The following is a 22,795-nucleotide window of genomic DNA, read 5'->3' on the forward strand; positions in this document are numbered from 1 at the left end:
AGCCACAAAGGCCGCGTTGACAGGCTTGGCCGGCCTGTGGTCTGTACCCATCTGTATCGTACGGCCACGTCGGGAGAGACCGGCAACTGGTAGCCGGCGCCGAAGGAGCAACCGCCCCGGAAACTCTCAGGCAAAAGGACCGCGTGGCTTTGACAGCATCTGGAAAGAGGCGCCGACGGGCTTAGGCCCGGACTGCGTCCGCCGACGGGATAATACTCTCAGGCACAGCGACAGATGGGGCTTCGACTGGTGTCCACGGGAATCGTTCCCGGGGAACCGCCGAGGGCCCCGTAATGCCAGTGCGCGACGACCAAGATTCCCTGAAAAAGACGCCCCTCCACGGGCTGCATGTGTCGCTCGGCGGCAAGATGGTGCCGTTCGCGGGCTATGACATGCCCGTGCAATATCCAGCCGGCGTGCTGAAGGAGCACCTTCAGACCCGCAGCGCCGCCGGCCTGTTCGACGTCTCCCATATGGGCCAGCTCGCGCTTCGGCCGAAGTCGGGCAAGGTTGAGGACGCCGCCCGCGCGCTGGAACGGCTGGTGCCGCAGGATATCGTGGCGATTGCACCGGGCCGGCAGCGCTACGCCCAGTTCACCAATGAAGATGGCGGGATTCTCGACGATCTCATGGTCGCCAATTTCGGCGATCATTTGTTCCTGGTTGTCAACGCCGCCTGCAAGGACGAGGACGAGGCGCATCTGCGCGCGAATCTCTCCGACGACTGCGTCATCGAGCAGCTCTCCGACCGCGCGCTGATCGCGCTGCAGGGCCCGAAAGCGGAATCGGCGCTGGCGAAATTATGTGCAGAGGCGCCGTCCATGACCTTCATGGATGCCGGCCCGCACAAAGTCGCCGGCCTCGCCTGCTTCGTCTCGCGCTCGGGCTACACCGGCGAGGACGGCTTTGAAATTTCGGTCCCCGCCGCCGATGCCGAGCGGCTTGCAAAAGCGCTGCTGGAAAACCCCAACGTGATGCCGATCGGCTTAGGGGCCCGCGACAGCCTGCGGCTGGAAGCCGGGCTCTGCCTCTACGGCCACGACATCGACACCGCGACCACGCCGGTCGAAGCCGCGCTGGAATGGTCGGTGCAGAAGAGCCGCCGCAGCGGTGGCGCCCGCGCCGGCGGCTTTCCCGGCGCCGAGAAGATTCTCGCACATTTCGATCACGGCGCGAGCCGCCGCCGCGTCGGCCTGCTCGCCCAGGGCCGCGCCCCGGTGCGCGAGGGCGCGCTGCTGTTTGCGGACGCGGCCGCGGGCGAGCCGATCGGCAAGGTCACCTCGGGCGGTTTCGGCCCGAGCCTGAATGCGCCGGTGGCGATGGGCTATGTGCCGACGGCCCTGAGCGCGCTCGATACGAAAATCTTCGCCGAGGTGCGCGGGCAACGTCTGCCGCTCACCATCGCCGCCATGCCCTTCGTGAAAAACACCTACAAACGCTGAGGACAAGACAATGACCACGACGCTGTACACCTCCGACCATGAATGGCTCGCGATCGACGGCGATGTCGCTACCGTCGGCATCACCGACTACGCGCAGTCCCAGCTCGGCGATGTCGTGTTCGTCGAGCTTCCCAAGATCGGCCGCACGCTGAAGAAGGCCGAGGCCGCCGCCGTCGTGGAATCGGTGAAGGCCGCCTCCGACGTCTACGCGCCCGTGACCGGCGAGGTGCTCGAGACCAATGCCGAGCTCGCCAGCGAGCCCGCGCTGGTGAACTCGGACGCGCAAGGCAAGGCGTGGTTCTTCAAGATCAAGATCGCCGACAAGAGCGAGCTCGGCGGCCTCATGGATGAAGCCGCCTACAAGGCCCACACGGCGTGAGATGAAGCAAGCAGCCGCTCCATATTCGGTGTCATCGTCCGCGAAAGCGGGCGATCCAGTACGCCGCGGCTTCTCGGTTAAAGCACTGCCGCCTGCGTTTACTGGATGCCCCGCCTTCGCGGGGCATGACAGCAACTTCTAAAGCGAGGACCCATGATGACCGCGCACCGCAAATCCACCGGCGACACCGCCACTTTCGTTCGCCGTCACATCGGCCCGTCGGCCCGCGATGTCACCGCCATGCTCGAGGCCGTCGGCGCCAAGAGCGTCGATGCGCTGATGGCGGAGACGCTGCCGGCCTCGATCCGGCAGGCCGTCCCGCTCGATCTCGGCAAGCCCTTGAGCGAGACCGAGGCGATCGCGCATATGGCCGAGCTCGCGCGAGAGAATCAGGTCTTCACCTCCCTGATCGGCCAAGGCTATTCCGGCACCATCCTGCCCGCGGTGATCCAGCGCAACATTCTGGAAAACCCGGCCTGGTACACGGCCTACACGCCCTACCAGCCCGAGATCAGCCAGGGCCGGCTGGAGGCGCTGCTCAACTTCCAGACCATGATCTGCGACCTCACCGGGCTCGACGTCGCCAACGCCTCGCTGCTGGATGAAGCGACCGCCGCGGCCGAAGCCATGGCACTCGCCGAGCGCCACTCGCGGGTCGAAGCAAAGGCCTTCTTCGTCGACAAGGACGTGCATCCGCAGACGCTGGCTGTGATGCGCACCCGCGCCGAACCCTTGGGCTGGAATTTGATCGTCGGCGATCCCCTCACCGATCTCGCGACGTGTGACGTGCTCGGCGCGCTGCTGCAATATCCTGGAACTTCGGGCGCAGTGCGCGATCTCCGGCCCGCGATCGCCACGCTGAAGGCCAAGGGCGCGCTCGCGATCATCGCGGCTGACTTGCTCGCGTTGACGCTGCTCGCCTCGCCGGGCGAGCTCGGCGCCGACATCGCAATCGGTTCGGCGCAGCGCTTTGGCGTGCCGATGGGTTATGGCGGACCGCACGCAGCCTATATGGCGGTGCGCGATGCGCTAAAACGCTCGCTGCCCGGCCGCATCGTTGGCCTCTCCGTGGATTCGCGCGGGATGCCGGCCTATCGCCTCGCGCTGCAGACCCGCGAGCAGCACATCCGCCGCGAGAAGGCGACCTCCAACATCTGCACCGCGCAGGTGCTGCTCGCCGTGATCGCCTCGATGTATGCGGTCTATCACGGCCCCGAAGGACTTTCGCAGATCGCGCGCAACGTGCATCGCCGCGCCGCCGTGCTGGCGGCGGGCTTGCGCAAGCTCGGCTTTGCGTTGAATTGCGAAAACTTCTTCGACACGCTCAGCGTCGATGCCGGCGCCAAGCGAGCCGAGATCATCTCGCGCGCCGCCGCCGAAAAGATCAATCTTGGCATCGGTGACACGGCCCTGCGCATCGCGCTCGACGAAACCACGACGGCCGCGACGGTCGAAGCCGTCTGGCGCGCGTTCGGCGGCACGCTCGCCTATGCCGAGATCGACGCCACCACGCGCGAGGCGCTGCCGGAGGCGCTGAAGCGCGGGACCGCCTTCCTGACTCACCCGGTGTTCCACGCGCATCGCTCGGAGACCGAGATGCTGCGCTACATGCGCAAGCTCAGCGACCGCGACCTCGCGCTCGACCGCGCGATGATCCCCCTCGGCTCCTGCACCATGAAGCTGAACGCGACCACCGAGATGATGCCGCTGACCTGGCCGGAATTCGGCAGCCTGCACCCGTTCGCCCCGCGCGAGCAGGCCAAGGGTTACCACGCGCTGTTCGCACGGCTGGAAAAATGGCTATGCGACATCACCGGCTATGACGCGATCTCGCTGCAGCCGAACTCGGGCGCGCAGGGCGAATATGCCGGGCTGCTCGCGATCCGCGGCTATCATGCCGCGCGTGGCGAGACGCACCGAAAAATCTGCCTGATCCCCTCCTCCGCCCACGGCACCAATCCGGCCTCGGCCGCGATGGTCGGCATGGACGTGGTGGTGGTCGCCTGCGAGGCCAACGGCGACGTCGACGTCAACGATCTCCGCGCCAAGGCCGAGAAGCATTCCAACGATCTCGCCGCGGTCATGATCACCTATCCCTCGACCCACGGCGTGTTCGAGGAGCACATTCGCGAGATCTGCGACATCGTGCATGGCCATGGCGGCCAGGTGTATCTCGACGGCGCCAACCTCAATGCGCAGGTCGGCCTGTCCAGGCCCGGTGATTACGGCGCCGATGTCAGCCATCTCAACCTGCACAAGACCTTCTGCATCCCGCATGGCGGCGGCGGCCCCGGCATGGGCCCGATTGGCGTCAAGGCACATCTCGCGCCGTTCCTGCCCGGCCACCCCGCGGCCAACGCGGACGCCACGATCGGCCCGGTTTCCGCCGCGCCGTTCGGCTCAGCCTCGATCCTGACCATCTCCTACATCTACATCCTGATGATGGGCGGCGAAGGGCTGAAGCGCGCGACCGAGATTGCGATTCTCAACGCCAACTACATCGCGGCACGGCTCGATGCGCATTTTCCGGTGCTCTACAAGAACGCCAGGGGGCGCGTCGCGCATGAGTGCATCGTCGATCCCCGTCCGCTCAAGACGACCTCCGGCGTCACTGTCGACGACATCGCAAAGCGCCTGATCGACTACGGCTTCCACGCGCCCACCATGAGCTTCCCGGTGCCGGGCACGCTGATGATCGAGCCGACCGAATCGGAATCGAAAGCGGAGCTGGATCGTTTTTGCGATGCCATGATCGCGATCCGCAAGGAGATCGCCGAGGTCGAGGCCGGCCGCTTCAAGATTGAAGCATCCCCGCTGCGCAACGCCCCGCACACCGTGCACGACATCGCCGATGATGCGTGGAATCGTGCCTATACGCGCAGCGAAGGCTGCTTCCCCGCGGGCACCTCGCGCACCGACAAATACTGGAGCCCCGTCGGCCGCGTCGACAATGTCTACGGCGACCGCAACCTGGTGTGCTCCTGCCCGCCGGTCAGCGATTACGCGGAAGCCGCGGAGTAAGACACAACGGAGGTTTCGTAGGGTGGGTTAGCCGAAGGTGTAACCTACCACTTCAGCTTCCGCAGAGACGAACCAGGGTGGATTACGCCTTCGGCTAATCCACCCTACGGTCCTGCTTAAGGCGCAACCAACGAGCGCGTCTCGCGATCCCACCGCCAGAGTCGCTCATTGGTGAGCTCAGTACCGCCCCACCAACGATTGATCGGATTATGGCGCCACATGTCGTCTTCGCGGGCCAAAAGCGAACGACCGAGTTCAGTCAGCGTGACCTTCCACTCGCTCCTGCCGAAGTAGCGATCCTCATTGTCGAACAACGGATCGCCCAACAGCACCGGCGGCGACGAATATTCCGCCAGTTCGAGCAAGGCATCTCTCGCGTCGTTTTCGTCGAACACATCGCGAAGCCAGCTCGCCTCGCAGACGCGCCTCGGGTCGGTGTGCCCGTCGTTCACAAAATCCAGCAGATCCATTTCGCTGGCACCGAGTCCTGTCACGCTGTCCGGAAGCTCTTCGAGCACCGCAATCAGCGCCGATCGAAGTCTCGGCAGGATCGCCAGATCCGTCATCAGCAGATCGAAACAGGATTCCGGTGTTTCAGCCCGGTAGGCTCGCCAGGCGCGGCTTGCGGCCACCACATGGTCGTCGATCACCTTGAAGGTCGGCAGCTTCCATTTTGCGACAGACTCCGGGGCATAGTTGGCAACCTTGTCGTCCGTATGCACCAGGCTCAGTTTCGTCGTGATCTCCTTGTAGGGGCGAAGCAGGTCGAGCAGCCACACCAGCACGAGTTGATCATTGGGCAGCGGGTCGACCCATATTTCGATCGAGTCGAACTTCGCACACAGTTCGAACAAACCGATATCGCGCGTGCCAAAACCGTTCAGCGAAGCGGGACAGACGTCGTCGAGCCAGTGATCGCCCGGATTGCAGTGCTTTGCTGATCGGCGCTCCAGCCCCATCAAAGGCCGCTCCTCGGAAGGCAATTTCCTCCAGACGAAGCGTGGATAGAGTCCGAGCACGACATTCGCGAGGCGCGTCTGGCGAAGCGTGCTCTCCGCCCGATCGTTCGTTGCCAAAATTAAATGGGACACGATTGCCTCTCAAAATTGATACGCAATAATCATTCGGGCGCGACAAGGGCGCGGGTCTCGCCGTCCCACCGCCAGAGCCGCTCATTGGTCAGGTGAGTACCGCCCCACCAGCGATCAATCCGGTTGTGCCGGCGAAAATTCTGGTCGCCTTCCAGCACCGCCTTGCCGAACTCGGTCAGCGACAATTGCGATCGCTTGTACCGATCGAAACGGACGGGATCGTTGTGCATCTCCAGGGAAAACGGGCCTTCATCCAGTCCGGCGACCGCTGGCCTGTCGCACCGGGCGAGCCCATCAAGCAATGCGCCAACTTCCCAATATCCGTAGACATGCAGCTCCTCGTGCTTCTGACGTCCCGGAAAGACATCGAAAGGCTGCAGGCCGCCTCGCGCGATCAGCTGGAGCATCCGCAGCTCCGTAGCGCCAAGGCCCGAAGCCGGGCGCGGTAGCTCTTTGAGAAGAGCCGTCACGTGATGTGCAAGTTGCGGTAGCCAGCTCAAATCCGTCTTGAAGAGATCGCGCCAGCTTTCCGGGGTTGGCACAATAGGCCCGCCATGCACGGCTGGCCGATTTGAGTTGGCGAGGTGTGATCTCGACAACCGGCGGGTAGGATTCCTCTCGCGGTGGGTCGACGTCCCTGACGCCCAAGGACAGAGAGCGGACAACAAAGTCGGGATTCGCATCGTGTCGGCGGCGCCAATGATCGAGCAGCCAGAGCAGGATCAATTGCGCATTCGGCTCCGGCCCTCGCCAAAACTCGACAGTGTCGTATTCCTCAAGCAGTTCAACGAATCCTCGATTCCCCGCACCCGATTCCTCGAGACGCCGGGACGGCGTATCGTCGAGCCAATGAAGCCCTCGAGGCTGCGTCGTGCGCGACGCAAAGAACGCGTCGAGCTCAGCATCGGACGGCAATCGTCCCCACACGAGCCGGCGCTCGATCGCGATCACGAGGTCGGCGAGTCTCGCCTGTTGGATAGCGCCGGCGATGGAGGAGTCTGTCGTGACAATGAGCCGCGTCATGCTCGGAGCCTCAAGGTTTCGTCAGCACGGAACTGTAGCGCCACAGTCGATCGTTGGTCAGATGCGTGCCGCCCCACCAGCGGTCGATCGGATTGTAGCCACTGAAGTCTTCCCGATGGGCCAGGACGGCCTTGCCAAACTCGGTCAGCGACAACCGGCTGCGGAGATAAACCCTGTGCCGGGCTCCGAGATCGTCGATGTCGATGGTGCGCAATTCGTCGCCCAGCCCGGCCACAGCTGGCTTGGGGCCGAGCGCAAGGCCTTCGAGCAAATATCCCAGTTCGGACTCGCCGAACACATCCGTCCGCCGCAGCGAGCGGAGATGGAACAACGCATTCGTGTTCGCATACCAGTCGAGCATCTCCAGAAATCGCATCTCGGTCGCACCGAGTCCTGTCAATGGAGACGGAAGTTCTGCCAGAAGCTCGAGCAACGCCGGCCGCAGCATCAGCAAGGCACTCAGATCCCGGTGAAGCAGATCGATGCAGGCCTCCGGGGTCGGGGCGCGGTAGGCCGACCACGCCAATTTGGCAATCTCGAACTCCTCCGCACCGACGGCCGCGACGGGAATATGAGGCTCGGCCTTAGCGAAATCATAATCGGGACTGAACATCAGGTCGGAGTCCAGCACCCGCAGCCCGAGTTTCTGCCCCAGCGCAGGACAACTGCTGAGGTGATCGAGCAACCAGACGAGTTGCAGTTGGTCTCGGGGAGTCGCTGCGAACCAGAGTTCGATCTCGTCATAGGGCTCGCAAAATTCGGCCAGCGACAATTTGCGGCCCTTGGCACCCCGTGGCCAGCGGACCCAATCCGACCAGTGATCGGCCGGGCCCAGATCCGTGGTGTAGGCAGCGAAATAAGCTGAGAGCTTTTCCGCCCGCGGGAGGGGCCCCCACTCGAATCTAAAATGGAACGGTATAACGATCTCGGCCAACCCCGATCGAGTTAGCTCACTCCCGCCGCCCCAGCCTGTCAGGATCAGACGCTTCATCGCACCACCCGACTACTCCAACGCAAAACGAAACGGGCACCGAAGACGTCGGCAACTCAACGTCCTCAGCGCCCGCTCCTCGCGAAAATTGATTCGGCTAAGTCTTACTCGTCGCCCGGCTCCTCGCCGTCGGCGTCACGCTCGGGGGTGCCTGCGAGAATCTGCTCGGCGATCAGGCCGGAGTTCTGGCGGATCGAGGTCTCGATCTTGGCGGTGATGTCGGGATTGGCCTTCAGGAACGCTTTCGAGTTCTCGCGGCCCTGGCCGAGACGCTGGCTGTCATAGGAGAACCAGGCGCCGGATTTTTCGACGATGCCGGCCTTGACGCCGAGATCGAGGATCTCGCCCATCTTGGAGACGCCCTCGCCGTACATGATGTCGAACTCGACCTGCTTGAAGGGCGGCGCCAGCTTGTTCTTGACGACCTTGACGCGCGTGGTGTTGCCGACCACTTCGTCGCGCTCCTTGATCGCGCCGATGCGGCGGATGTCGAGGCGGACGGAGGCGTAGAATTTCAGCGCATTGCCGCCGGTGGTGGTCTCGGGCGAGCCGTACATCACACCGATCTTCATGCGGATCTGGTTGATGAAGATCACCATGGTGTTGGACTTGTTGATGGAGGCCGTCAGCTTGCGCAGCGCCTGGCTCATCAGACGCGCCTGCAGACCCGGCAGCGCATCGCCCATCTCGCCCTCGAGCTCGGCCTTCGGCACCAGTGCGGCGACCGAATCGACCACCAGCACGTCCACCGCCCCCGAGCGCACCAGCGTGTCGCAAATCTCCAGCGCCTGCTCGCCGGTGTCGGGCTGCGAGATCAGGAGCTCGTCGATATTGACGCCCAGCTTGCGGGCATAGACCGGGTCGAGCGCGTGCTCGGCGTCGATGAAGGCACAGATGCCGCCCTTCTTCTGCGCTTCCGCCACCGTGTGCAGCGCCAGCGTGGTCTTGCCCGAGGATTCCGGCCCGTAGATTTCGACGACGCGCCCCTTCGGCAGGCCGCCGATGCCGAGCGCAATATCAAGCCCCAGCGAGCCCGAGGAGACCGCCTCGACATCCATCGAGCGGTCGTTCTTGCCGAGCTTCATCACCGAGCCCTTGCCGAACTGCCGCTCGATCTGGGAGAGCGCGGCGGCGAGAGCTTTACTCTTGTCCATGGAAGATCCTTCGACGATACGCAGGGCAGTGGTGGACATTGGGTCGTGCTCCTTATGGCGAGGATTCGCTAGGGGGACAAACGATTGGCGCGGCGGGTCGTCGATAAAAGTACCGTACTCTATTTGTTCTAGGTTCGCAATATGTTCTTTTGGATTTGGGGGTACTGTCCGCATTTAACCCCCGGTGTCCTAAGCTGAATTCGGGAGCGTCCTAATTTGTTCTAGGACGGCCACAACCTGTTCATGCGCGGTTTGGATTAACCCGTTATGGGTGTAGCAAATAAGTGTCGGGGCGTTCCGCTAGAAGAACGCCGATTGCAAGAAGCAAAAGCGCGTTGAGCGCCATGAGATCAACCACAAGGGCGATCAGTACACGTTCATTGCTTGGGAGAATGCAATCCGCGATGCCTTCAATGGGCAGGGTTCGAGTGCAGCCCCGGTTCGGACCGCCAGGTGCCCCTCCGCCGCGGTATATTCTGATTATCAGAAGTTTGCGGCGGATGTGAGACGGTGTCCTAATCCCCCTCTGCGGGTGCGGTGACGGGCGACCTATCTCTGAACGCATTCCCAGCCAGTAAGCGTCAGGCGCGCAGTGCCATTGAAACAATTTGGCGTCGTCAACAAGACGAAAGCCACACCCCCTACGATGCAAATCAAAATGGTCCAGCCGATCTGCTTCAAGGGAAGAATTCTCCAGTGTCCTAATCTGAATCTCTGCGTGTCCTAATTAGGACAGTACCGATTTGGGAGTTGGCCTGTTTGAACCCCTCGTGGCCTAAGTTGAATTTCGCAGTGGCCCGTTTTGGATTTTGGGTCCGAAACGCAGCGCGATAAGTAGGAACTATCGCCTTGGCGGGACGTCTGTTTAGAGCCCCCAGCCAGACAGGTAGCCCCCCGACTGCTGGAGGAAAACCCGTATCCGGGTTGGCGGCCCCCCTTTGGGGCCGTTTAAATTGGAGCAAAAGGCCGCCTCAGCTGGCGGCCTCTTTCACTTTCCCCGATCCACCGCATTTCGGGCAGGGGCGAAAGTCATTCTTTTCGCCCAGGCGAACCGGCGTCATGCTTCTCACCTGGCCCGTCGCGTCACACTCGGGGCAGTCGCGTTCTGCTTCCACTTGGTCGGTCATGCGTACCTCTGCGGCGGATTGGCGGACGAAGCCAAACGGCCTCAATCTACTTCTGCGGGTGTCCTAATTAGGGCATCACCCGGAGTTGGGCTGCCTCCTGCTCCGATTTGAAGAATGGCGTCCTGTTTCCGGGTCCTGGAAAGGCGCCGTGTCCATGCTCTCCGATTCCGGGCTTGCATTTTAATGCTACCATTTATAACGCTCGTATTCGTAGCGCTACAAAGATCAACCATTTTGAACAACGTCTGGAGGAGACATGAAGTCGGCTCTCAAATTCGCTCTGGCCCTCGCCATCTTCGCCGGCTCGCTGGCGCAGGCATCGGCGGCTCCGATCACGGAGTGTGCTCCGAAGCTCAAGATCACCAAGCGGTGGCAGCTGCACGATGGCTGCCATAGCCGGTACGCGCAGATGCGCGGCAGGCCCTGCCACTAAGGCATGGTCCGGAGACATCGAGAGGCCCGCCTCGATGGGCGGCCTCTTTCACATCGCGCGTTCTCGCGGGAAGCTGTGAACGTCTGGATCGGGTCAAGCGCGCTTTATCAGCCGGCGGAGGACGGGATCTTCGCGTCACCCAGGATCAGCAATGCCAGTGGCGCCAGGGGGCCGACGGCCACGGCGGCCCAGAGCCATGCCTTCGACGACCTGTTACGCTCACGGGCCATCGCGCCGGCGAGCGGGATCGATCCGGTCGTGATGATGACGAATAGCCAATAGCCCATGGCTCATCTCCGATGCGGCACGGAACGATAGCATGGCAGCAGGCGCGCTCCCTGCCCTCCGCAAAAAGTGAGGCCGTCTGGTCAGCCGCCGCATTCGCGTTGTGTGCACAAATGGACAGACCGGATCCATCCGTCGGGCGCCTAATGGGCCATCATCGCACGGACCGCGGCTGCTATCGGTGATGAGAACGCCGGTCGCGCTCCCGCTGTCCCCGGATGGAAAGGAGTGCGCCATGCTCAAACGGCGGCGTTTCAAGCAACAGCTGACCCTTCAGGATCGACTTTCGGCATGGGTGAAGCAGGTCCAGGAGCAGGCTTCAAAACTTGCCCCCGGTCCCGAGCGGGACGCCCTGCTCAAGAAGGTCCGCCAGGCCGACGTGGCCAGTCATCTGCACGACTGGGCCAAGTCTCCCGGGCTTCAACCGCCGAAATAATCGCGGCCCGAACGGTGTGCTTGTTGCGTGAAGCTGACCTGCATCAAGGACGTGCGGCGAGGATGCCGTCATAATTCCGCAATCCCGCGGCATTGAACTTTCCGCGGCCTGCGGACTTTTATCGGGTTCGAGCGCAACAATGGGGATCTCGGCCATGACGGAAAACGCGCAGCATGATGCCATCAGGCGCAATCATCTGCTCGAAGCGGCGCATGAGGAGATGATCAAGTTCGAGCGGAAGGAGAACGAATTCCGCAAGAAGGATCGTCAGGAGCGTGCCGCCGAGCTCCATTTGCCGCTGGACGCGATCAAGGTTCATTAGATCGGGATCGGCTTCGGGCGGATCGAGGGCTACGGCGGTACGGCGGACGGCTCCTGTGCCGTCGTTACGCGGCATCAAGGTATCCAGATACTACTTATAGGCCGTTGATCCCGCAGCGAAATCGCGCAGCGGCCTACTATGCATGGGGTTGTTTTCCCGTTTTTGGCAGGCGCGCCGGCGTTTTCCTGGCGCCCCCCTCGGGGTGCCGCCCTACAGCAGCGCCAGTAGCGCTATCCCTATCACCAACACCACAAAGCCAGCCGCCGTCGCGGCGGCGAATGACCGCTCGACCTTATCCATGATGCCACCCCGCTGTCGGCGCGCCACGTTTCCCCCATGGCAGCACCTGACGGCATGGAATCTCGCCGAGCGGTGTGGCTCCAGTTGTGCGATCGGATGGCCAAATTGGGACGTGTGCGGGGCCAGTCTGCGGCCTCGCGGGCTTGAGCTTTCGGCGCGGCCGTCAGGCGCCTGTCAGCCTGCTCTTCTAATGTCGCGTTGTCCGGTGGACCAACACCGGACCTCCATACCCAGCCGACGACCCCGCTCTCCCCGAGCGGGGTTTTCTGTTTTGCGGGCATCGGCGCGCGGGCTTGAATCGGATCTGCCGGCTTGTCAGGCTGTCGTAAGCTCGGCCCGCTAGGGTCGTCTGGCTATGGTGTTGCAGCCCAGCACCTCAGCCTCCAATAACCTTTCCCCGCTTGGCTCTCCCCAAGCGGGGTTTTTTCATGCCTGCCGGCCGCCTCACGAGCCCCGCTCCTCCCGCGTCAGCCGCACCGAGAAGGCGCGAATCGCGGGCGCCGCCAGCAGCACCACGGGCAGCATCGCAGCCCATGCGATCAGCCACGACACCATCCAGTGCCGCACGAACAGCATCGCACCATCAGCGGGAAAGCTGGCGATTCCCGCCGCGATCAGCGAGGTCAGTCCGGACTGGATCACACCGAAAACGAAATGACTGTAGCGGCGGGGAATGCCGAGCATGATGGTCCCGTGTTGCTTGCCGTGGTCGGGTCAAGCAAGGCACATGCCGTCACATGCATCGAGATGGAGTTGAGTCGGGAGCCGCGGGCGCTCGATCAGCGCCGCGAGTTCGGCAGCGGCGCACGCGGCATCGCGTCCGGGCGATCGGCGTGGCACGACAATCCTTCGAAGCGCCAGAAGGTGACGAGACTGGACTCGCCGCACTCTTCGCAGACGAGCGTCTCGTCGCCGAGCATGTACCGTCCGCGCTTGAACGTCGGCGATGACGCGGGGTGCCGGCAACGCGGACAGACCAACGAGAAATTCCGTGCACCCCAGCGCAACACAAGATGTCTCAACCAGATCACGCCTTCCTCTTCCGCGACGTCCCGCGTCTTCGACGCGAGAAGAGCATAGATGGAGCGCACGCAAAAGTGGAAAAGAGTACAACTCGCCCAGTCGTTTTGAAGGGCCGCGCCGTGCAGAGTGCCGCGGAACGCGCCAGGCAGCCGCACGGGACGATCAAACGCCCCGTGGTTCTCCGACCATGAACAGAGTTCCTCGAGCCACTCCCGGTCGCCTCCGCGCAAGGCCTGAGGGTTCCGCGCCCGCATCTTTCGGAAACCGATTTCATTTGTTTCGGAGCGCGCGCGTTTTCCAGATTTCCGTGAACTATCCAAGGCTTATCAGCAGATTTTGCTTGTCCCGGGAATATTATGACGCCCAACATGTTCCTGTGATCGAGGGTGAATCGTGGGGAGGTGACCATGAATCACAGGGGCGTTGAGTTCACCGTCGCCAAGACGGCAATTCCTGGAATCTGGCAGTGGCAGTTCCGCATTGGTGAGCAGGTCAAGAGCGGCAAGACCGAGACCAAGATCGATCTCCTGGCGATCCGGCGGGTGCAGCTGCGCATCGATCGGGAACTGAAGGCCATCGGGCGCAAGACGGCCTGAGACCGGCCGTGTTCCGCATCGTCGCCGAGACGCTCGGCCAGCTGCGGGCGGCTAATCCGCGCTGGGCAGCCGCCGCATGGTAAATTCGATGTCGCCGCCCGGCAGCTCGCGCCAGGTCTCGACCGCGCTCATATAGCCAGCCTTGGGATAGCGGGCGAAGAAGGCCTCCGCCCTCGCCCGCGCCGCCGCGCGCGGCAGGGTGAAGGTCTCGCGCAGATAGCCATCGCCGGTGCGCATCGCCGGCTTGCCGCCGATCTTGCGCCGGCGCGCCATCCGCTCGGCAAGATCCCGCGGACGATCGGCCATGACCTGCCTCCTCTACGCAACGACTGCCGACAATGTAGGGCGCGGGCTGGGCAAGAGGAGTCCCGGCCGGAGGCATCAGCCGCCTCCGATCGGGCTAGATACAATCAATTCGCGGTCGCGCCGGACTTCTTCTTCGGCACGCTGGAGGCAGTCGATGCCTTCGGCGCGGCCTGCTTCGGCGCCGGATCGGAGCGCATGCCGCCCCAGGGGTCGTTGGACGCCTTGGCGTCGGGAATCTTCTTCAGCGTTTCCTTGTAGGCCTTGTCGCGCTCGGCATCGGCGGCCTTCTCCTCGGGGGTCTTGCCCGGGCCTTCCTGCAGCAAATTGAGATTGGGCATTTGCGCGTAGGCCGGTCCCGCCAGCACGGCCAGCAGCACCGCCGCCATACGGAAAAGCTTCATCATTCACTCCTTGATCATCCACAAGGGGCGGATCAACCGCGCCCCGTCATTCCTGTCAACGGCTTGCCTGCCAACGGCCCGTCCAGGGCCGAATGCCGCGCTAGAGCCGGTCCGATCTGCACGATTTCGGGGCGTGCAGCCAGTCGTCCCAGATCGGGCCGCATCGGGTGCACCCGTTCAGCACCAGGCCGAGCGCCACCAGCCAAAACATGAGGACACACCGACGCAACATCGTCCACCCGCTCCCAAGCATGGCATCATACCGGGCCAAGTCAGGCATTTTCAAGCCGACCGGAGCGGCTCCAGGCCGGGTGACTTTGCCGCGTCGATCCGCGCAGAATGGCCGAAACATCCGGCAACAAAGGAGGGAATGACAGCAATGCCATCGCAGCCAGAAGCCGAGTTCGGCATCATCGATGCCAGACGCATCCTCGGCGAGGTCTTTGCGCCCTGGGTCCAGGATCTTAACCTCGCGGTCGAGCGCATCGAGCACGTCCAGCCCGCGGATGCGCCGGACTGGCAGCCGGGGGCGCTGCTGCGCATGCCGTTCTCGGAGCGGCTGTGCCGCAACGGCGGCGTGGTCTGCGGCCAGGCGCTGATGGCGCTCGCCGACACCGCGATGGTGATCGCGAACCTCGCCGCTAACCGCGGCTACCGTCCGATGACCACGGTCGACCAGACCACGCATTTCATGCGCGCGGTCTCCTCCTCGGATGTGCTGGCCGACGCCCGCGTGGTGCGGCTCGGGCGCACCATGAGCTTCGGCCGCGTCACGCTGCTCTCGGCGTCCGACAACAAGCAGGTGGCGATGGTGTCGAGCGCATTCGCGATGCTGCCGGGCTGAGCATCGTCCGAACAGCAGAGAGCCGCGGGAGCGCAAGGCGCACCGCGGCTCTCGATGACGTCGCATCAAGCCAACATGCTGAGGCGCGATTGCTATCGCGCGTCAGAAGTTGCGCGGATTACTTGCCGAGAATTTCGTCGGCCGCGGTGACGACGCTGACGGTCGGATTCTTTCCGCAATAGGCGCCGAACTTCTTGGCGTTATCGATGAACACTTCGGTGTCGATGATCGCGTTGTCCTCGTCGCCCTTGTACCAGCCGTCCATCCAGGTCAGCACGACCGCGATGTTGTCCTCGCCGCTCTCGAGGAACTGCTTGCAGGTCATGGTCGAGAGGTCCCACTTGACGGCGTGGGCGGGCATCGACGACAGCGAGAGCGCTGCGGCGAACAGAATCGAAAGCGTGGTCTTCATCGGAATCTCCATCGGCGCGAAACGCCATAAAGGAAAAGGCTTGTGGGACAAGTCGGCGGGACGTAACTCGCCGCTTCAACGTCGTAAACGAAGTCTGAAGCGCAGTGCAAGTAGCGCCAGTATTGAGTTTATTTCAACGTAATTTCTATGCACTACTTCACAATCATCGTTATGGATTAATGCCGATGATCGAGAAGCGCGCAGCGCAGCGGTACCGTGTTTTCAAGGGTGGAACGATCACCTTTGAAAATAGCGGAATCGCGTGCACGGTACGAAACATATCGGAAAGCGGCGCTGCAATCGACCTCGATGCTCCCGTCACATTGCCGCAATCATTCACGCTCTCGATCGCGCGCGACAATTTTGTGCGGAATTGCCGCGCCGTTTGGCGCAGCGACAGGCGCATCGGATTAGCTTTCGTACAGTAGTCCATGACGTGTGAATGTCTGTTCGCATCGCGCGCGATACGGCGTTATGATCGTTCGATACGACGACTTCGACGCCAGCGCAGGCCCGCGATCACGAGCACGATGATCGCGAGTGCGATCGCCGCGGATGCCGCAAAAAATCGTCCGCCCGGACGATCGATCGTGCGTGACCATAGCGACGGCTCCTCGCCGGGCCGCGCGAGACGGAACGCAACGACGCTGTCGCCGATCGAGGTGCCTGCCTCGGAGTGGCCGCCGGCGCCGATCGCGACATATTGCTCGCCCTTCCAGAGATAGGTCATGGGATTGGCGACGCCTGGCACCGGCAGTCGCCCCTGCCACAGCTCTCTTCCGCTGCGCGCATCGAAGGCGCGCAAATAGGCATCCATCGCGCCGGTGAAGACCAGACCGCCCGCGGTCACCGCGAGCCCGTTGACGAGCGGCGCGCCCCAGGGCAGCGGCAGGCCGAGCGGCGCCAGATCCTCGGTGGTGCCGACCGTCGAACGCCAGAGAATCTTGCCGGCCTTTAGATCGACCGCGACCATCTCGCCCCATGGCGGCTTGTTGCAGAGAAAGCCGAGCGGCGACATCAGCACCGCGCGCGACATCGCGAACGGCGCGCCTGTCTGCTGGCCGAAATCATGACCGGGCGGCGGATTGAATCCGGCAGCTTCCGCACGCGGGATCAGCTTGATGAGATGAACGGCGCGGCCGGTGTTGGCGTAGAGGATCTGATTGGTCGAGTCGAACGCCGCGCTGCCCCAGTTCACGCCGCCGCCGGTGAAGGGAAACTCCAATGTACCCTGCACCGAAGGCGGCGTGAACAGGCCCTCGTTGCGCGCCTCCGCGAACTGCCGCCCGCAGGATGAGCGGCGCAAGCCCGGCAGCAGCGAGCGCGCATCGTCGGTCGAGATTTTCTGCGACGTCAGCGCCGGCACATGCGTCGGGAACGGCTGTGTCGGTGACAGTTGTTCGCCTTCGGCGCCGCCCTGCGGCACCGCGCGCTCTTCCACCGGCCACACCGGTTTCCCGGTGTCGCGATCGAGCACGAACACAAAGCCCTGCTTGGTCGGCTGGATCACGACGTCGCGTAGACGGTCTCCGGTGTCGATGCGCGTGAGCGTCGGCTGCGCAGGCAGATCGTAATCCCAGACGTCGTGATGCACGGTCTGGAAGGCCCATACGAGTTCGCCGGTCTCGATGCGCAGCGCGACCACCGAATTAGCATGCTCGTTGTTGCCCGGCCGCTTGCCGCCCCAGAAATCCGGCGACGGAGAGGACGTCGGCAGGAAAACGAGCCCTCGCGCCTCGTCGACCGACATCGGCGCCCAGACATTGGCGTGACCGGCCTCGATGCCGTCGCGCTTGAGCGGCTCGAAAGTCCAGCGCGCTCGACCGGTGCGCGCGTCGAACGCGCGCACTATGCCGCTCGGCCCATCGACGCGCCTATTGTCGCCGATCGCGGAGCCGACCACGACAACACCGCGGCCGACCGCCGGTGGCGAGGTGATCTGGAATTCGCCGGGCCAATCCAGCTTCATGCCGATATCGGGCCTGACCTCGCCGCCATTGCCGAAACCGGCGCAGGGGCGTCCCGTCTTGGCATCGAGCGCAATCAGGCGGACATCGTTGGTGCCCATGAAGATCCGCGAGCGGCAGGCAGCATCCTGCGGCGCCTTGTCATCGACCCAGTACGTGACACCGCGGCAGACATAGCGATTGGCGGGACGCTGATTGGTTGCGATCTTCGGATCGTAGCGCCATTTCTGCGCGCCCGTGCCGGGATCGAGTGCGATCACCTCGTTGAAGGGCGAGCAGAAGATCAGGCTGTCTTCGACGAACAGCGGCGTCGCCTGAAATTTGGTTCGCCGCATCACTTCGGGCGAACGCGCGGTGAGATCGCCAGTGTGATATTCGAAGGCGCGGACGATCTGACCGACATTGTCGGGCGTGATCTGTTGCAACGGCGAGAAGCGCGAACCGCCGGCATCGCCGCCCCAACTGTCCCAGGCGAAGCACGGCCGTACTGCAACCAACAGGAGCGCAACGAGCACGGCCGGAACATCCAGGCCTGTCCGCCACGCCCGCCTCACGTCATTTGGGCTTCTTGAGAGGCTCGCTCGGACGCGCTCCGCTCCACGGATCGTACTTCTCCTTGGGCTCGGGAATGCGCTCGAGCGCAGCCTTGTAGGCCTTTTCGTCGATCTTGGGGGTGTTGTCGGCCTTCGGCGCATTGCCCTGGCGCTTACTGCCGGCGCCCATCTGCGCCTGAGCCGAGCCGCCCGCCAGCGCCAGCACCGCCGCCGCTATGACCAAAATCCTCATTGGTGCAATCCCCCTCGTCTGGGGTACAAACTAGCCTGCAATCCCGTATTAGCAAATCCCGGTGGTTCCAGGCGCTCAGCAAATCTTGATCGGCCCGGACTTCGCCGGATCGCATTCGTGCCTATCTGTTGGCCCGCGGGGGCCTTCACAGATGTTGCGGATTATTGCCCATATGGCGCTGCTGGCCGGCGCGCTCGCGCTCGGGGCCTGCGGCTTCGCCGACAGCCGGGCGCCGGTGCCCGAGTTCATGCGCATCAAGGAGGCCGAGCAGCCGCCGCCCGAGCAGCCCCCCGACGTCAAGCGCGTGGTGCGCGAGCAGATCGATATCGTCTTCCTCAACACGTCCTATCCCCGCGAGGTGCACGTCGCCTCGCCGCATCGCGAGGTGCGCGGACCGGGCTGGACGGCCTGCGTCCGCGCGCAGCTTACCTCGGCAACCGGCTCTTCGCTCGGCCCCCAGACCTATATCGTGACCATCAACGGCGGAAAGGTCGTCGATCGCCGTCGCGCGGAGGCCGACGACATCTGCGGCACCGAGACTTACGAGCCGATCTAGCTCGGTCGTTTTCAGACGTGGTCATCGGACCGGACTCGCGCCGCGAAGGTCCGGCCACTATAGCGAGGCCATGCCAGAGTTCGACGCACGATACGAAGCCCTTCGCCGCCGTGACGCAGCAATGGACGGCGTCGTGTTCGTCGCGGTCAAGACGACCGGAATTTACTGCCGCCCTGTCTGTCCAGCAAAAACGCCGCTCGCGCGCAACGTTGCATTCTATCGAAGCGCCGCCGCTGCCGAGCAGGCCGGCTTCCGCCCCTGCCTCAGATGTCGTCCAGAAACCGCCCCGTTCTGTCCCGCATGGAAAGGCACGCGGACAACGGTCGAGCGTGCGCTCGCCTTGATCGAAGCGGGAGGGCTGGATCGCAGCAGCGTGGATCGACTGGCCGAACGGCTCGGAGTCGGTCCACGTCATCTGACACGCTTGTTCGCCCGGCATCTCGATGCATCCCCGCTGCAAGTCGCGTTGTCGCTGCGCGTCCAGCGCGCCAAGCGCCTGCTCGATGCCAGCGATCTTCCGATCGCGGCCGTGGCAGAACGTTCCGGCTTTTCAAGTGTGCGACGTATGAGCACGGCGTTCGCGCAACTCTACGGTCGTCCGCCTTCGGCATTCCGAAAGAGGAGCAGCGAGCGCAGGTTCGCGGACCGCTGAGCACAACGAGGACATCAATGACCACCAGGATCTACGGAACAGTTGACGCCGAACATCGCAACCAGATGAGTGGGCTCGAATTCGTTCAGGGCCTCGCTGCACGAACACTCCCCCTCAACACGATCGCGCAGACCCTCGGCTATGACGTCGTGGAGGCGGAGAAAGGCCGCGTCGTCGTCGCGCTCGTGCCCACCGGCGCTCATCTCAATCCGGCAGGCACCGTGCATGGCGGTCTCACGGCCACCTTGCTCGACAGCTGTATGGGGTTGGCGATCCAATCCACGCTCGACAAAGGAATCAGCCAGACCACGCTCGAGTTCAAGATCTCGCTGGTGCGGCCGATCACGCCGGAGACGGGCCCGATCACGGCTGAGGGCAACGTCCTGAATTGCGGCCGTCGCATTGGAACGGCCGACGGACGCGTGACAGATGCCAAGGGCCGATTGCTGGCCCATGGCACGACGACGTGCCTCATCTTCCCGACCTGAGACGAGAGGAACAAGCCGCTGCAAGCGGGCGGTTCCGGGAAAAACCTGTAAATTCGCCGGAACGATCCCAGCCTCCCCTTCTTGTACCGCCGAGGGCAGTTTTGGAGGAGGACAGGATGAAGAATTTGACGATTGCGCTACTGGCTGGCATCGGGGCCCTCGCTGCGGCGAGCGGCGCAAAGGCCGCCGATGTCTACACGACCAGCGAATACACCAACCCTGAGCTCATTCAGCAGGTCCGGCTCGTCTGCGATGACGCCGGCAATTGCTATCGCACGCGCGGCGGCGCGCGCGTGATCGTGCGCGACTCCTATAATTCGATGCCGCGCGACCGCTACTATGAGCGCCGTACCTATCGCGACTGGGACGATGGTCCGCGCGGCGGCGTTGGTATTCGCGCGCCCGGCGTCAGCGTCGGCGTCGGTGTCGGCGACCGCTGGTAATTGACGAAACGATGATGGGCGGGACCGGGCGAGGCAACTCGCCCGGTCCTGTCCATATCAGCTCTCCAGTGGATCAGCAGGCGTGATGACGCGCGCCGACGATGGAAGATTCGCGATGAAACGCGCGAGCACCATGCCGGCGCACATCGCCGCGACGAAGATGAAAGCCGAGACCGAGCCGAATCCAAGCGCGGTCAGCGCCGGGCCGGGACAGAAGCCGGCCAATCCCCAGCCGACGCCGAAGATGGCGGGACCAACGATAATCCTGGGATCGATGTCCGTTCGCGTCGGGACGTAGAAGCGTTCGGCGAAGAACGGCCGCGCGAGTTTCAGGACGCGGCTGAAGCCGATGAAGGTCACTGCGATCGCGCCGGCCATGACAAACGCAAGGCTGGCGTCCCACGTCCCTGCCGGAATGCCGCCAACGTCCAGAAAATTCAGCACCTTGGCCGGGTTCGACATCCCGGAGACGATGAGACCGATTCCGAAGATCAGGCCGATCGCGAATTGAACGAGGATTGCCATTTGAACGAGGATTGCCATCGGCTCAGCTCCAGTGCCGCATCACGAACACGGTTACGACGCCAGCCGCCATGAAGGTGATGGTCGCGACCAGCGAGCGCACCGACAGCCGCGACAGTCCACAGACGCCATGGCCGGAGGTGCAGCCGCTGCCCCACACCGCACCGAAGCCTGTGAGCAATCCGGCAACGATCAGCACCGGTGTTGCCGCGGCGATCGTTTGCGCCGGCAAGCTTCCGGTGACCAGGCGGACCAACAGCGGCGCGGCGATGAGGCCTGCGACGAAGGCGAGCCGGCCGGCGAATTGACGGTCCTCGTAGGGCGGAAACAGCCGCGCCGCGATGCCGCTGACACCGGCGATCCGCCCCGTCGCCCACATCAGGAGCACGGCAGACAGCCCTATCAGCGCCCCGCCGAGGAGCGAAGTCGTCGGCGTGAAAGGTGTGGCGATCATCGTGATCCTCCGGGTCGAGAGCCATTCTTGCGTATCCACCGAGGCGTCCGGCCGCCTGCCGCCCGCATGTTCAATGAAACGTTAATATTACCACTCGAATTGAAGCGGCGTCCCAACGGTATTTTCCAATCTTTGCGCTAATCATGGCCTTCTGAAGGGGGACGCGGGACGTGGTCGACATCGCGCATCAGGCAGCGATCAATCCGACATCTGCAAAGGATGCTGCGATGGCGCGCGCGCTCGTTCCGCTCACATCCATCGACCCCGGCCAATGGCGCGCACTCGCGCAGCGGGCGGTCGAGCCGAACGGATATTACCTGCCCGGCTGGGAGCTCGCCGTCAGCGCCACCGCGCGCGGCCGCACCGATGCCTCGGCGCTGCCCGCATGCGACGGATCGTCGAAGCGGCTGATCGGGTTGATGCCCGTGATCCCGCTTTGGCGCGCCCTGAATATCCCCCTGCCCGCACTGGTCAGCGCGCATCCCTATGGCACGCTGTGCAGCCCGCTGATCGACCGCGACGCCCAGACCGAGGCGGCCACGCACCTGTTGCAACAGGCGCGCAAGGCCGGCGCGCATGCGCTGGTGCTGAACGACGTCTCGCTCGACGGCGCCGCGATGAATTCGCTCAAGCAGGTTCTCAATCGCGACGGCCTGAAGCCCCGCGTGCTTTCGTCCTACATCCGCGCCAGCCTCGATGCGACGCAGGATGGCGAGACGATGCTGCGCGATGCGCTCGGCACCAAGAAGCTCAAGGAGTTGCGCCGCCAGCGCCATCGGCTCGAAGATCACGGCCCCGTCGTGTTCGAAATCGCACGCAAGCCCGACGAGATCAGGCCGGCGCTCGAAACATTCTTGCAACTCGAAGCCAGCGGCTGGAAGGGCAAGCGCGGCACCGCATTGATCCAGCATGCGGGCGACTCGACCTTCATCCGCCGCGCCGTTCCGGCACTGGCAGACACGGCGCAGTGCGAGATCATCACGCTTCGTGCCGGCACGACACCAGTCGCGGCCGGCATCGTGCTGCGCCATCAGGACCGCGCGTTCTTCTTCAAGCTCGGCATCGACGAAAGCTTTGCGAAATATTCGCCGGGTGCGCAGCTCACGCTCGACCTCACCCGTCACCTCTGCGCCGACCCCGCCATTGCGAGCGCGGATTCCACGGCGAGCGCTGACCACCCCATGATCAACCCGATCTGGCGCGGACGCTTTGCCATCGGCGACGTGCTGATTCCGCTGCGGCGGAACGATCCGGTTGTAGCGTTGATTCACGCGGCGCTGGTCGGCCTCAACGTCGCGCGCGAAGCCGCGCGACGTGTAGTGCACCGCTTCCGCAAATGAG

29 protein-coding genes and 1 riboswitch are annotated in these 22,795 nt (G+C 63.7%); of the genes, 14 read left to right on the forward strand and 15 right to left on the reverse strand.

Features of this window, described 5'->3' with window-relative positions:
• The first annotated feature begins 60 nt into the window (after positions 1–60).
• Positions 61–151, forward strand: a riboswitch (glycine riboswitch).
• A 142-nt stretch (positions 152–293) separates the two neighbouring features.
• The 3 genes from gcvT to gcvP all read left to right on the forward strand — a co-directional run bounded on the left by gcvT (position 294) and on the right by gcvP (position 4,842).
• Positions 294–1,442 carry a glycine cleavage system aminomethyltransferase GcvT gene (gcvT, locus tag B5V03_RS07335; protein WP_129268615.1) on the forward strand — a complete coding sequence of 383 codons (1,149 nt, stop codon included), beginning with the start codon at positions 294–296 and terminating at the stop codon, positions 1,440–1,442.
• Between the two features lie 10 nt (positions 1,443–1,452).
• Positions 1,453–1,821, forward strand: a complete 369-nt coding sequence (gcvH, locus tag B5V03_RS07340; RefSeq protein ID WP_129268617.1) for a glycine cleavage system protein GcvH — start codon at positions 1,453–1,455, stop codon at positions 1,819–1,821.
• A gap of 156 nt (positions 1,822–1,977) precedes the next feature.
• Positions 1,978–4,842, forward strand: a complete 2,865-nt coding sequence (gcvP, locus tag B5V03_RS07345) for an aminomethyl-transferring glycine dehydrogenase (RefSeq protein WP_164987860.1) — start codon at positions 1,978–1,980, stop codon at positions 4,840–4,842.
• A gap of 116 nt (positions 4,843–4,958) precedes the next feature.
• On the opposite strand, the gene B5V03_RS07350 is transcribed toward gcvP, so the two are convergent.
• The 5 genes from B5V03_RS07350 to B5V03_RS41370 all read right to left on the reverse strand — a co-directional run bounded on the left by B5V03_RS07350 (position 4,959) and on the right by B5V03_RS41370 (position 10,228).
• Positions 4,959–5,933, reverse strand: a complete 975-nt coding sequence (locus tag B5V03_RS07350; RefSeq protein ID WP_245502180.1) for a hypothetical protein — start codon at positions 5,931–5,933, stop codon at positions 4,959–4,961.
• 29 nt (positions 5,934–5,962) lie between these two features.
• On the reverse strand, positions 5,963–6,340 hold the full coding sequence (locus tag B5V03_RS42230) for a hypothetical protein (RefSeq protein ID WP_245502181.1): 378 nt from the start codon (positions 6,338–6,340) through the stop codon (positions 5,963–5,965).
• A gap of 626 nt (positions 6,341–6,966) precedes the next feature.
• On the reverse strand, positions 6,967–7,947 hold the full coding sequence (locus tag B5V03_RS07360) for a hypothetical protein (protein ID WP_129268621.1): 981 nt from the start codon (positions 7,945–7,947) through the stop codon (positions 6,967–6,969).
• 104 nt (positions 7,948–8,051) lie between these two features.
• Complete coding sequence (gene recA / locus B5V03_RS07365) at positions 8,052–9,140, reverse strand: recombinase RecA (protein WP_129268623.1); 1,089 nt, start codon at positions 9,138–9,140, stop codon at positions 8,052–8,054.
• A 932-nt stretch (positions 9,141–10,072) separates the two neighbouring features.
• A complete protein-coding gene (locus B5V03_RS41370; protein ID WP_164987840.1) occupies positions 10,073–10,228 on the reverse strand; it encodes a hypothetical protein in 156 nt (51 codons plus the stop codon).
• Between the two features lie 256 nt (positions 10,229–10,484).
• Between B5V03_RS41370 and B5V03_RS41375 the strand changes: the two genes are divergently transcribed.
• A complete protein-coding gene (locus B5V03_RS41375; protein WP_164987841.1) occupies positions 10,485–10,661 on the forward strand; it encodes a hypothetical protein in 177 nt (58 codons plus the stop codon).
• A gap of 107 nt (positions 10,662–10,768) precedes the next feature.
• Here B5V03_RS41375 and B5V03_RS07370 read toward each other — a convergent pair whose 3' ends face one another.
• A complete protein-coding gene (locus tag B5V03_RS07370; protein WP_129268625.1) occupies positions 10,769–10,948 on the reverse strand; it encodes a hypothetical protein in 180 nt (59 codons plus the stop codon).
• Between the two features lie 233 nt (positions 10,949–11,181).
• On the opposite strand from B5V03_RS07370, the gene B5V03_RS07375 reads away from it, so the two are divergent.
• Complete coding sequence (locus B5V03_RS07375) at positions 11,182–11,382, forward strand: hypothetical protein (RefSeq protein ID WP_129268627.1); 201 nt, start codon at positions 11,182–11,184, stop codon at positions 11,380–11,382.
• 154 nt (positions 11,383–11,536) lie between these two features.
• Positions 11,537–11,704 (forward strand): hypothetical protein, encoded by a 168-nt coding sequence (locus B5V03_RS07380; RefSeq protein WP_164987842.1) that lies wholly within the window; start codon positions 11,537–11,539, stop codon positions 11,702–11,704.
• A 744-nt stretch (positions 11,705–12,448) separates the two neighbouring features.
• Here B5V03_RS07380 and B5V03_RS07385 read toward each other — a convergent pair.
• Together B5V03_RS07385 and B5V03_RS07390 are read right to left on the reverse strand one after the other, a co-directional pair.
• Positions 12,449–12,688, reverse strand: a complete 240-nt coding sequence (locus B5V03_RS07385; protein WP_129268631.1) for a DUF2798 domain-containing protein — start codon at positions 12,686–12,688, stop codon at positions 12,449–12,451.
• A gap of 95 nt (positions 12,689–12,783) precedes the next feature.
• Positions 12,784–13,182, reverse strand: a complete 399-nt coding sequence (locus tag B5V03_RS07390; protein ID WP_129268633.1) for a hypothetical protein — start codon at positions 13,180–13,182, stop codon at positions 12,784–12,786.
• Positions 13,183–13,434: 252 nt separating this feature from the next.
• Here B5V03_RS07390 and B5V03_RS07395 point away from each other — a divergent pair, with 252 nt between their 5' ends.
• A complete protein-coding gene (locus tag B5V03_RS07395; protein WP_129268635.1) occupies positions 13,435–13,623 on the forward strand; it encodes a hypothetical protein in 189 nt (62 codons plus the stop codon).
• A gap of 51 nt (positions 13,624–13,674) precedes the next feature.
• On the opposite strand, the gene B5V03_RS07400 is transcribed toward B5V03_RS07395, so the two are convergent.
• Both B5V03_RS07400 and B5V03_RS07405 read right to left on the reverse strand, forming a co-directional pair.
• Complete coding sequence (locus B5V03_RS07400) at positions 13,675–13,929, reverse strand: hypothetical protein (RefSeq protein WP_129268637.1); 255 nt, start codon at positions 13,927–13,929, stop codon at positions 13,675–13,677.
• 104 nt (positions 13,930–14,033) lie between these two features.
• Positions 14,034–14,330, reverse strand: a complete 297-nt coding sequence (locus B5V03_RS07405) for a hypothetical protein (protein ID WP_129268639.1) — start codon at positions 14,328–14,330, stop codon at positions 14,034–14,036.
• Between the two features lie 379 nt (positions 14,331–14,709).
• Here B5V03_RS07405 and B5V03_RS07415 point away from each other — a divergent pair, with 379 nt between their 5' ends.
• Positions 14,710–15,174 carry a PaaI family thioesterase gene (locus B5V03_RS07415; RefSeq protein ID WP_129268641.1) on the forward strand — a complete coding sequence of 155 codons (465 nt, stop codon included), beginning with the start codon at positions 14,710–14,712 and terminating at the stop codon, positions 15,172–15,174.
• Between the two features lie 118 nt (positions 15,175–15,292).
• On the opposite strand, the gene B5V03_RS07420 is transcribed toward B5V03_RS07415, so the two are convergent.
• Positions 15,293–15,586: an HdeA family protein gene (locus tag B5V03_RS07420; protein ID WP_164987844.1), complete on the reverse strand. Its 294-nt coding sequence runs from the start codon at positions 15,584–15,586 to the stop codon at positions 15,293–15,295.
• A gap of 185 nt (positions 15,587–15,771) precedes the next feature.
• On the opposite strand from B5V03_RS07420, the gene B5V03_RS07425 reads away from it, so the two are divergent.
• Positions 15,772–16,014 carry a PilZ domain-containing protein gene (locus B5V03_RS07425; RefSeq protein ID WP_164987845.1) on the forward strand — a complete coding sequence of 81 codons (243 nt, stop codon included), beginning with the start codon at positions 15,772–15,774 and terminating at the stop codon, positions 16,012–16,014.
• 44 nt (positions 16,015–16,058) lie between these two features.
• Here the strand turns inward: B5V03_RS07425 and B5V03_RS07430 are convergent, their stop codons facing one another.
• Together B5V03_RS07430 and B5V03_RS07435 are read right to left on the reverse strand one after the other, a co-directional pair.
• On the reverse strand, positions 16,059–18,068 hold the full coding sequence (locus B5V03_RS07430) for a pyrroloquinoline quinone-dependent dehydrogenase (protein ID WP_245502182.1): 2,010 nt from the start codon (positions 18,066–18,068) through the stop codon (positions 16,059–16,061).
• A gap of 40 nt (positions 18,069–18,108) precedes the next feature.
• Positions 18,109–18,339 carry a hypothetical protein gene (locus B5V03_RS07435; RefSeq protein WP_129268647.1) on the reverse strand — a complete coding sequence of 77 codons (231 nt, stop codon included), beginning with the start codon at positions 18,337–18,339 and terminating at the stop codon, positions 18,109–18,111.
• Positions 18,340–18,490: 151 nt separating this feature from the next.
• Between B5V03_RS07435 and B5V03_RS07440 the strand changes: the two genes are divergently transcribed.
• The 4 genes from B5V03_RS07440 to B5V03_RS07455 all read left to right on the forward strand — a co-directional run bounded on the left by B5V03_RS07440 (position 18,491) and on the right by B5V03_RS07455 (position 20,478).
• Positions 18,491–18,895 (forward strand): hypothetical protein, encoded by a 405-nt coding sequence (locus B5V03_RS07440; RefSeq protein ID WP_164987846.1) that lies wholly within the window; start codon positions 18,491–18,493, stop codon positions 18,893–18,895.
• A 70-nt stretch (positions 18,896–18,965) separates the two neighbouring features.
• Positions 18,966–19,547: a bifunctional transcriptional activator/DNA repair enzyme AdaA gene (locus B5V03_RS07445; RefSeq protein ID WP_129268651.1), complete on the forward strand. Its 582-nt coding sequence runs from the start codon at positions 18,966–18,968 to the stop codon at positions 19,545–19,547.
• Between the two features lie 17 nt (positions 19,548–19,564).
• Positions 19,565–20,035, forward strand: a complete 471-nt coding sequence (locus B5V03_RS07450) for a PaaI family thioesterase (protein ID WP_129268653.1) — start codon at positions 19,565–19,567, stop codon at positions 20,033–20,035.
• 116 nt (positions 20,036–20,151) lie between these two features.
• The gene (locus tag B5V03_RS07455) at positions 20,152–20,478 is read left to right on the forward strand and encodes a hypothetical protein (protein WP_129268655.1); all 327 of its coding nucleotides are present in this window, start codon (positions 20,152–20,154) and stop codon (positions 20,476–20,478) included.
• 57 nt (positions 20,479–20,535) lie between these two features.
• Here the strand turns inward: B5V03_RS07455 and B5V03_RS07460 are convergent, their stop codons facing one another.
• On the reverse strand, positions 20,536–21,003 hold the full coding sequence (locus B5V03_RS07460; RefSeq protein WP_129268803.1) for a DUF6691 family protein: 468 nt from the start codon (positions 21,001–21,003) through the stop codon (positions 20,536–20,538).
• 22 nt (positions 21,004–21,025) lie between these two features.
• Positions 21,026–21,454, reverse strand: coding sequence for a YeeE/YedE family protein (locus tag B5V03_RS07465; RefSeq protein ID WP_129268657.1), 429 nt, complete (start codon positions 21,452–21,454; stop codon positions 21,026–21,028).
• Positions 21,455–21,624: 170 nt separating this feature from the next.
• Between B5V03_RS07465 and B5V03_RS07470 the strand changes: the two genes are divergently transcribed.
• Positions 21,625–22,794, forward strand: a complete 1,170-nt coding sequence (locus tag B5V03_RS07470; protein ID WP_129268659.1) for a GNAT family N-acetyltransferase — start codon at positions 21,625–21,627, stop codon at positions 22,792–22,794.
• The last annotated feature ends 1 nt before the right edge of the window (position 22,795 follow it).

The organism is Bradyrhizobium betae (genome assembly GCF_004123905.1).
Lineage (GTDB): Bacteria > Pseudomonadota > Alphaproteobacteria > Rhizobiales > Xanthobacteraceae > Bradyrhizobium > Bradyrhizobium betae_A.

Coding starts and splice junctions, on each gene's coding strand:
- B5V03_RS41370 (WP_164987840.1), bottom strand. CDS start 10,228: ATGACCGACCAAGTGGAAGCAGAACGCGACTGCCCCGAGTGTGACGCG.
- B5V03_RS07420 (WP_164987844.1), bottom strand. CDS start 15,586: ATGAAGACCACGCTTTCGATTCTGTTCGCCGCAGCGCTCTCGCTGTCG.
- gcvT (WP_129268615.1), top strand. CDS start 294: ATGCCAGTGCGCGACGACCAAGATTCCCTGAAAAAGACGCCCCTCCAC.
- B5V03_RS07450 (WP_129268653.1), top strand. CDS start 19,565: ATGACCACCAGGATCTACGGAACAGTTGACGCCGAACATCGCAACCAG.
- B5V03_RS07425 (WP_164987845.1), top strand. CDS start 15,772: ATGATCGAGAAGCGCGCAGCGCAGCGGTACCGTGTTTTCAAGGGTGGA.
- B5V03_RS07405 (WP_129268639.1), bottom strand. CDS start 14,330: ATGAAGCTTTTCCGTATGGCGGCGGTGCTGCTGGCCGTGCTGGCGGGA.
- B5V03_RS07455 (WP_129268655.1), top strand. CDS start 20,152: ATGAAGAATTTGACGATTGCGCTACTGGCTGGCATCGGGGCCCTCGCT.
- B5V03_RS07395 (WP_129268635.1), top strand. CDS start 13,435: ATGAATCACAGGGGCGTTGAGTTCACCGTCGCCAAGACGGCAATTCCT.
- B5V03_RS07445 (WP_129268651.1), top strand. CDS start 18,966: ATGCCAGAGTTCGACGCACGATACGAAGCCCTTCGCCGCCGTGACGCA.
- gcvH (WP_129268617.1), top strand. CDS start 1,453: ATGACCACGACGCTGTACACCTCCGACCATGAATGGCTCGCGATCGAC.
- B5V03_RS07435 (WP_129268647.1), bottom strand. CDS start 18,339: ATGAGGATTTTGGTCATAGCGGCGGCGGTGCTGGCGCTGGCGGGCGGC.
- B5V03_RS42230 (WP_245502181.1), bottom strand. CDS start 6,340: ATGCTCCAGCTGATCGCGCGAGGCGGCCTGCAGCCTTTCGATGTCTTT.
- B5V03_RS07400 (WP_129268637.1), bottom strand. CDS start 13,929: ATGGCCGATCGTCCGCGGGATCTTGCCGAGCGGATGGCGCGCCGGCGC.
- B5V03_RS07375 (WP_129268627.1), top strand. CDS start 11,182: ATGCTCAAACGGCGGCGTTTCAAGCAACAGCTGACCCTTCAGGATCGA.
- B5V03_RS07360 (WP_129268621.1), bottom strand. CDS start 7,947: ATGAAGCGTCTGATCCTGACAGGCTGGGGCGGCGGGAGTGAGCTAACT.
- B5V03_RS07465 (WP_129268657.1), bottom strand. CDS start 21,454: ATGATCGCCACACCTTTCACGCCGACGACTTCGCTCCTCGGCGGGGCG.
- B5V03_RS41375 (WP_164987841.1), top strand. CDS start 10,485: ATGAAGTCGGCTCTCAAATTCGCTCTGGCCCTCGCCATCTTCGCCGGC.
- gcvP (WP_164987860.1), top strand. CDS start 1,978: ATGACCGCGCACCGCAAATCCACCGGCGACACCGCCACTTTCGTTCGC.
- recA (WP_129268623.1), bottom strand. CDS start 9,140: ATGTCCACCACTGCCCTGCGTATCGTCGAAGGATCTTCCATGGACAAG.
- B5V03_RS07460 (WP_129268803.1), bottom strand. CDS start 21,003: ATGGCAATCCTCGTTCAATTCGCGATCGGCCTGATCTTCGGAATCGGT.
- B5V03_RS07370 (WP_129268625.1), bottom strand. CDS start 10,948: ATGGGCTATTGGCTATTCGTCATCATCACGACCGGATCGATCCCGCTC.
- B5V03_RS07380 (WP_164987842.1), top strand. CDS start 11,537: ATGACGGAAAACGCGCAGCATGATGCCATCAGGCGCAATCATCTGCTC.
- B5V03_RS07415 (WP_129268641.1), top strand. CDS start 14,710: ATGCCATCGCAGCCAGAAGCCGAGTTCGGCATCATCGATGCCAGACGC.
- B5V03_RS07440 (WP_164987846.1), top strand. CDS start 18,491: ATGTTGCGGATTATTGCCCATATGGCGCTGCTGGCCGGCGCGCTCGCG.
- B5V03_RS07385 (WP_129268631.1), bottom strand. CDS start 12,688: ATGCTCGGCATTCCCCGCCGCTACAGTCATTTCGTTTTCGGTGTGATC.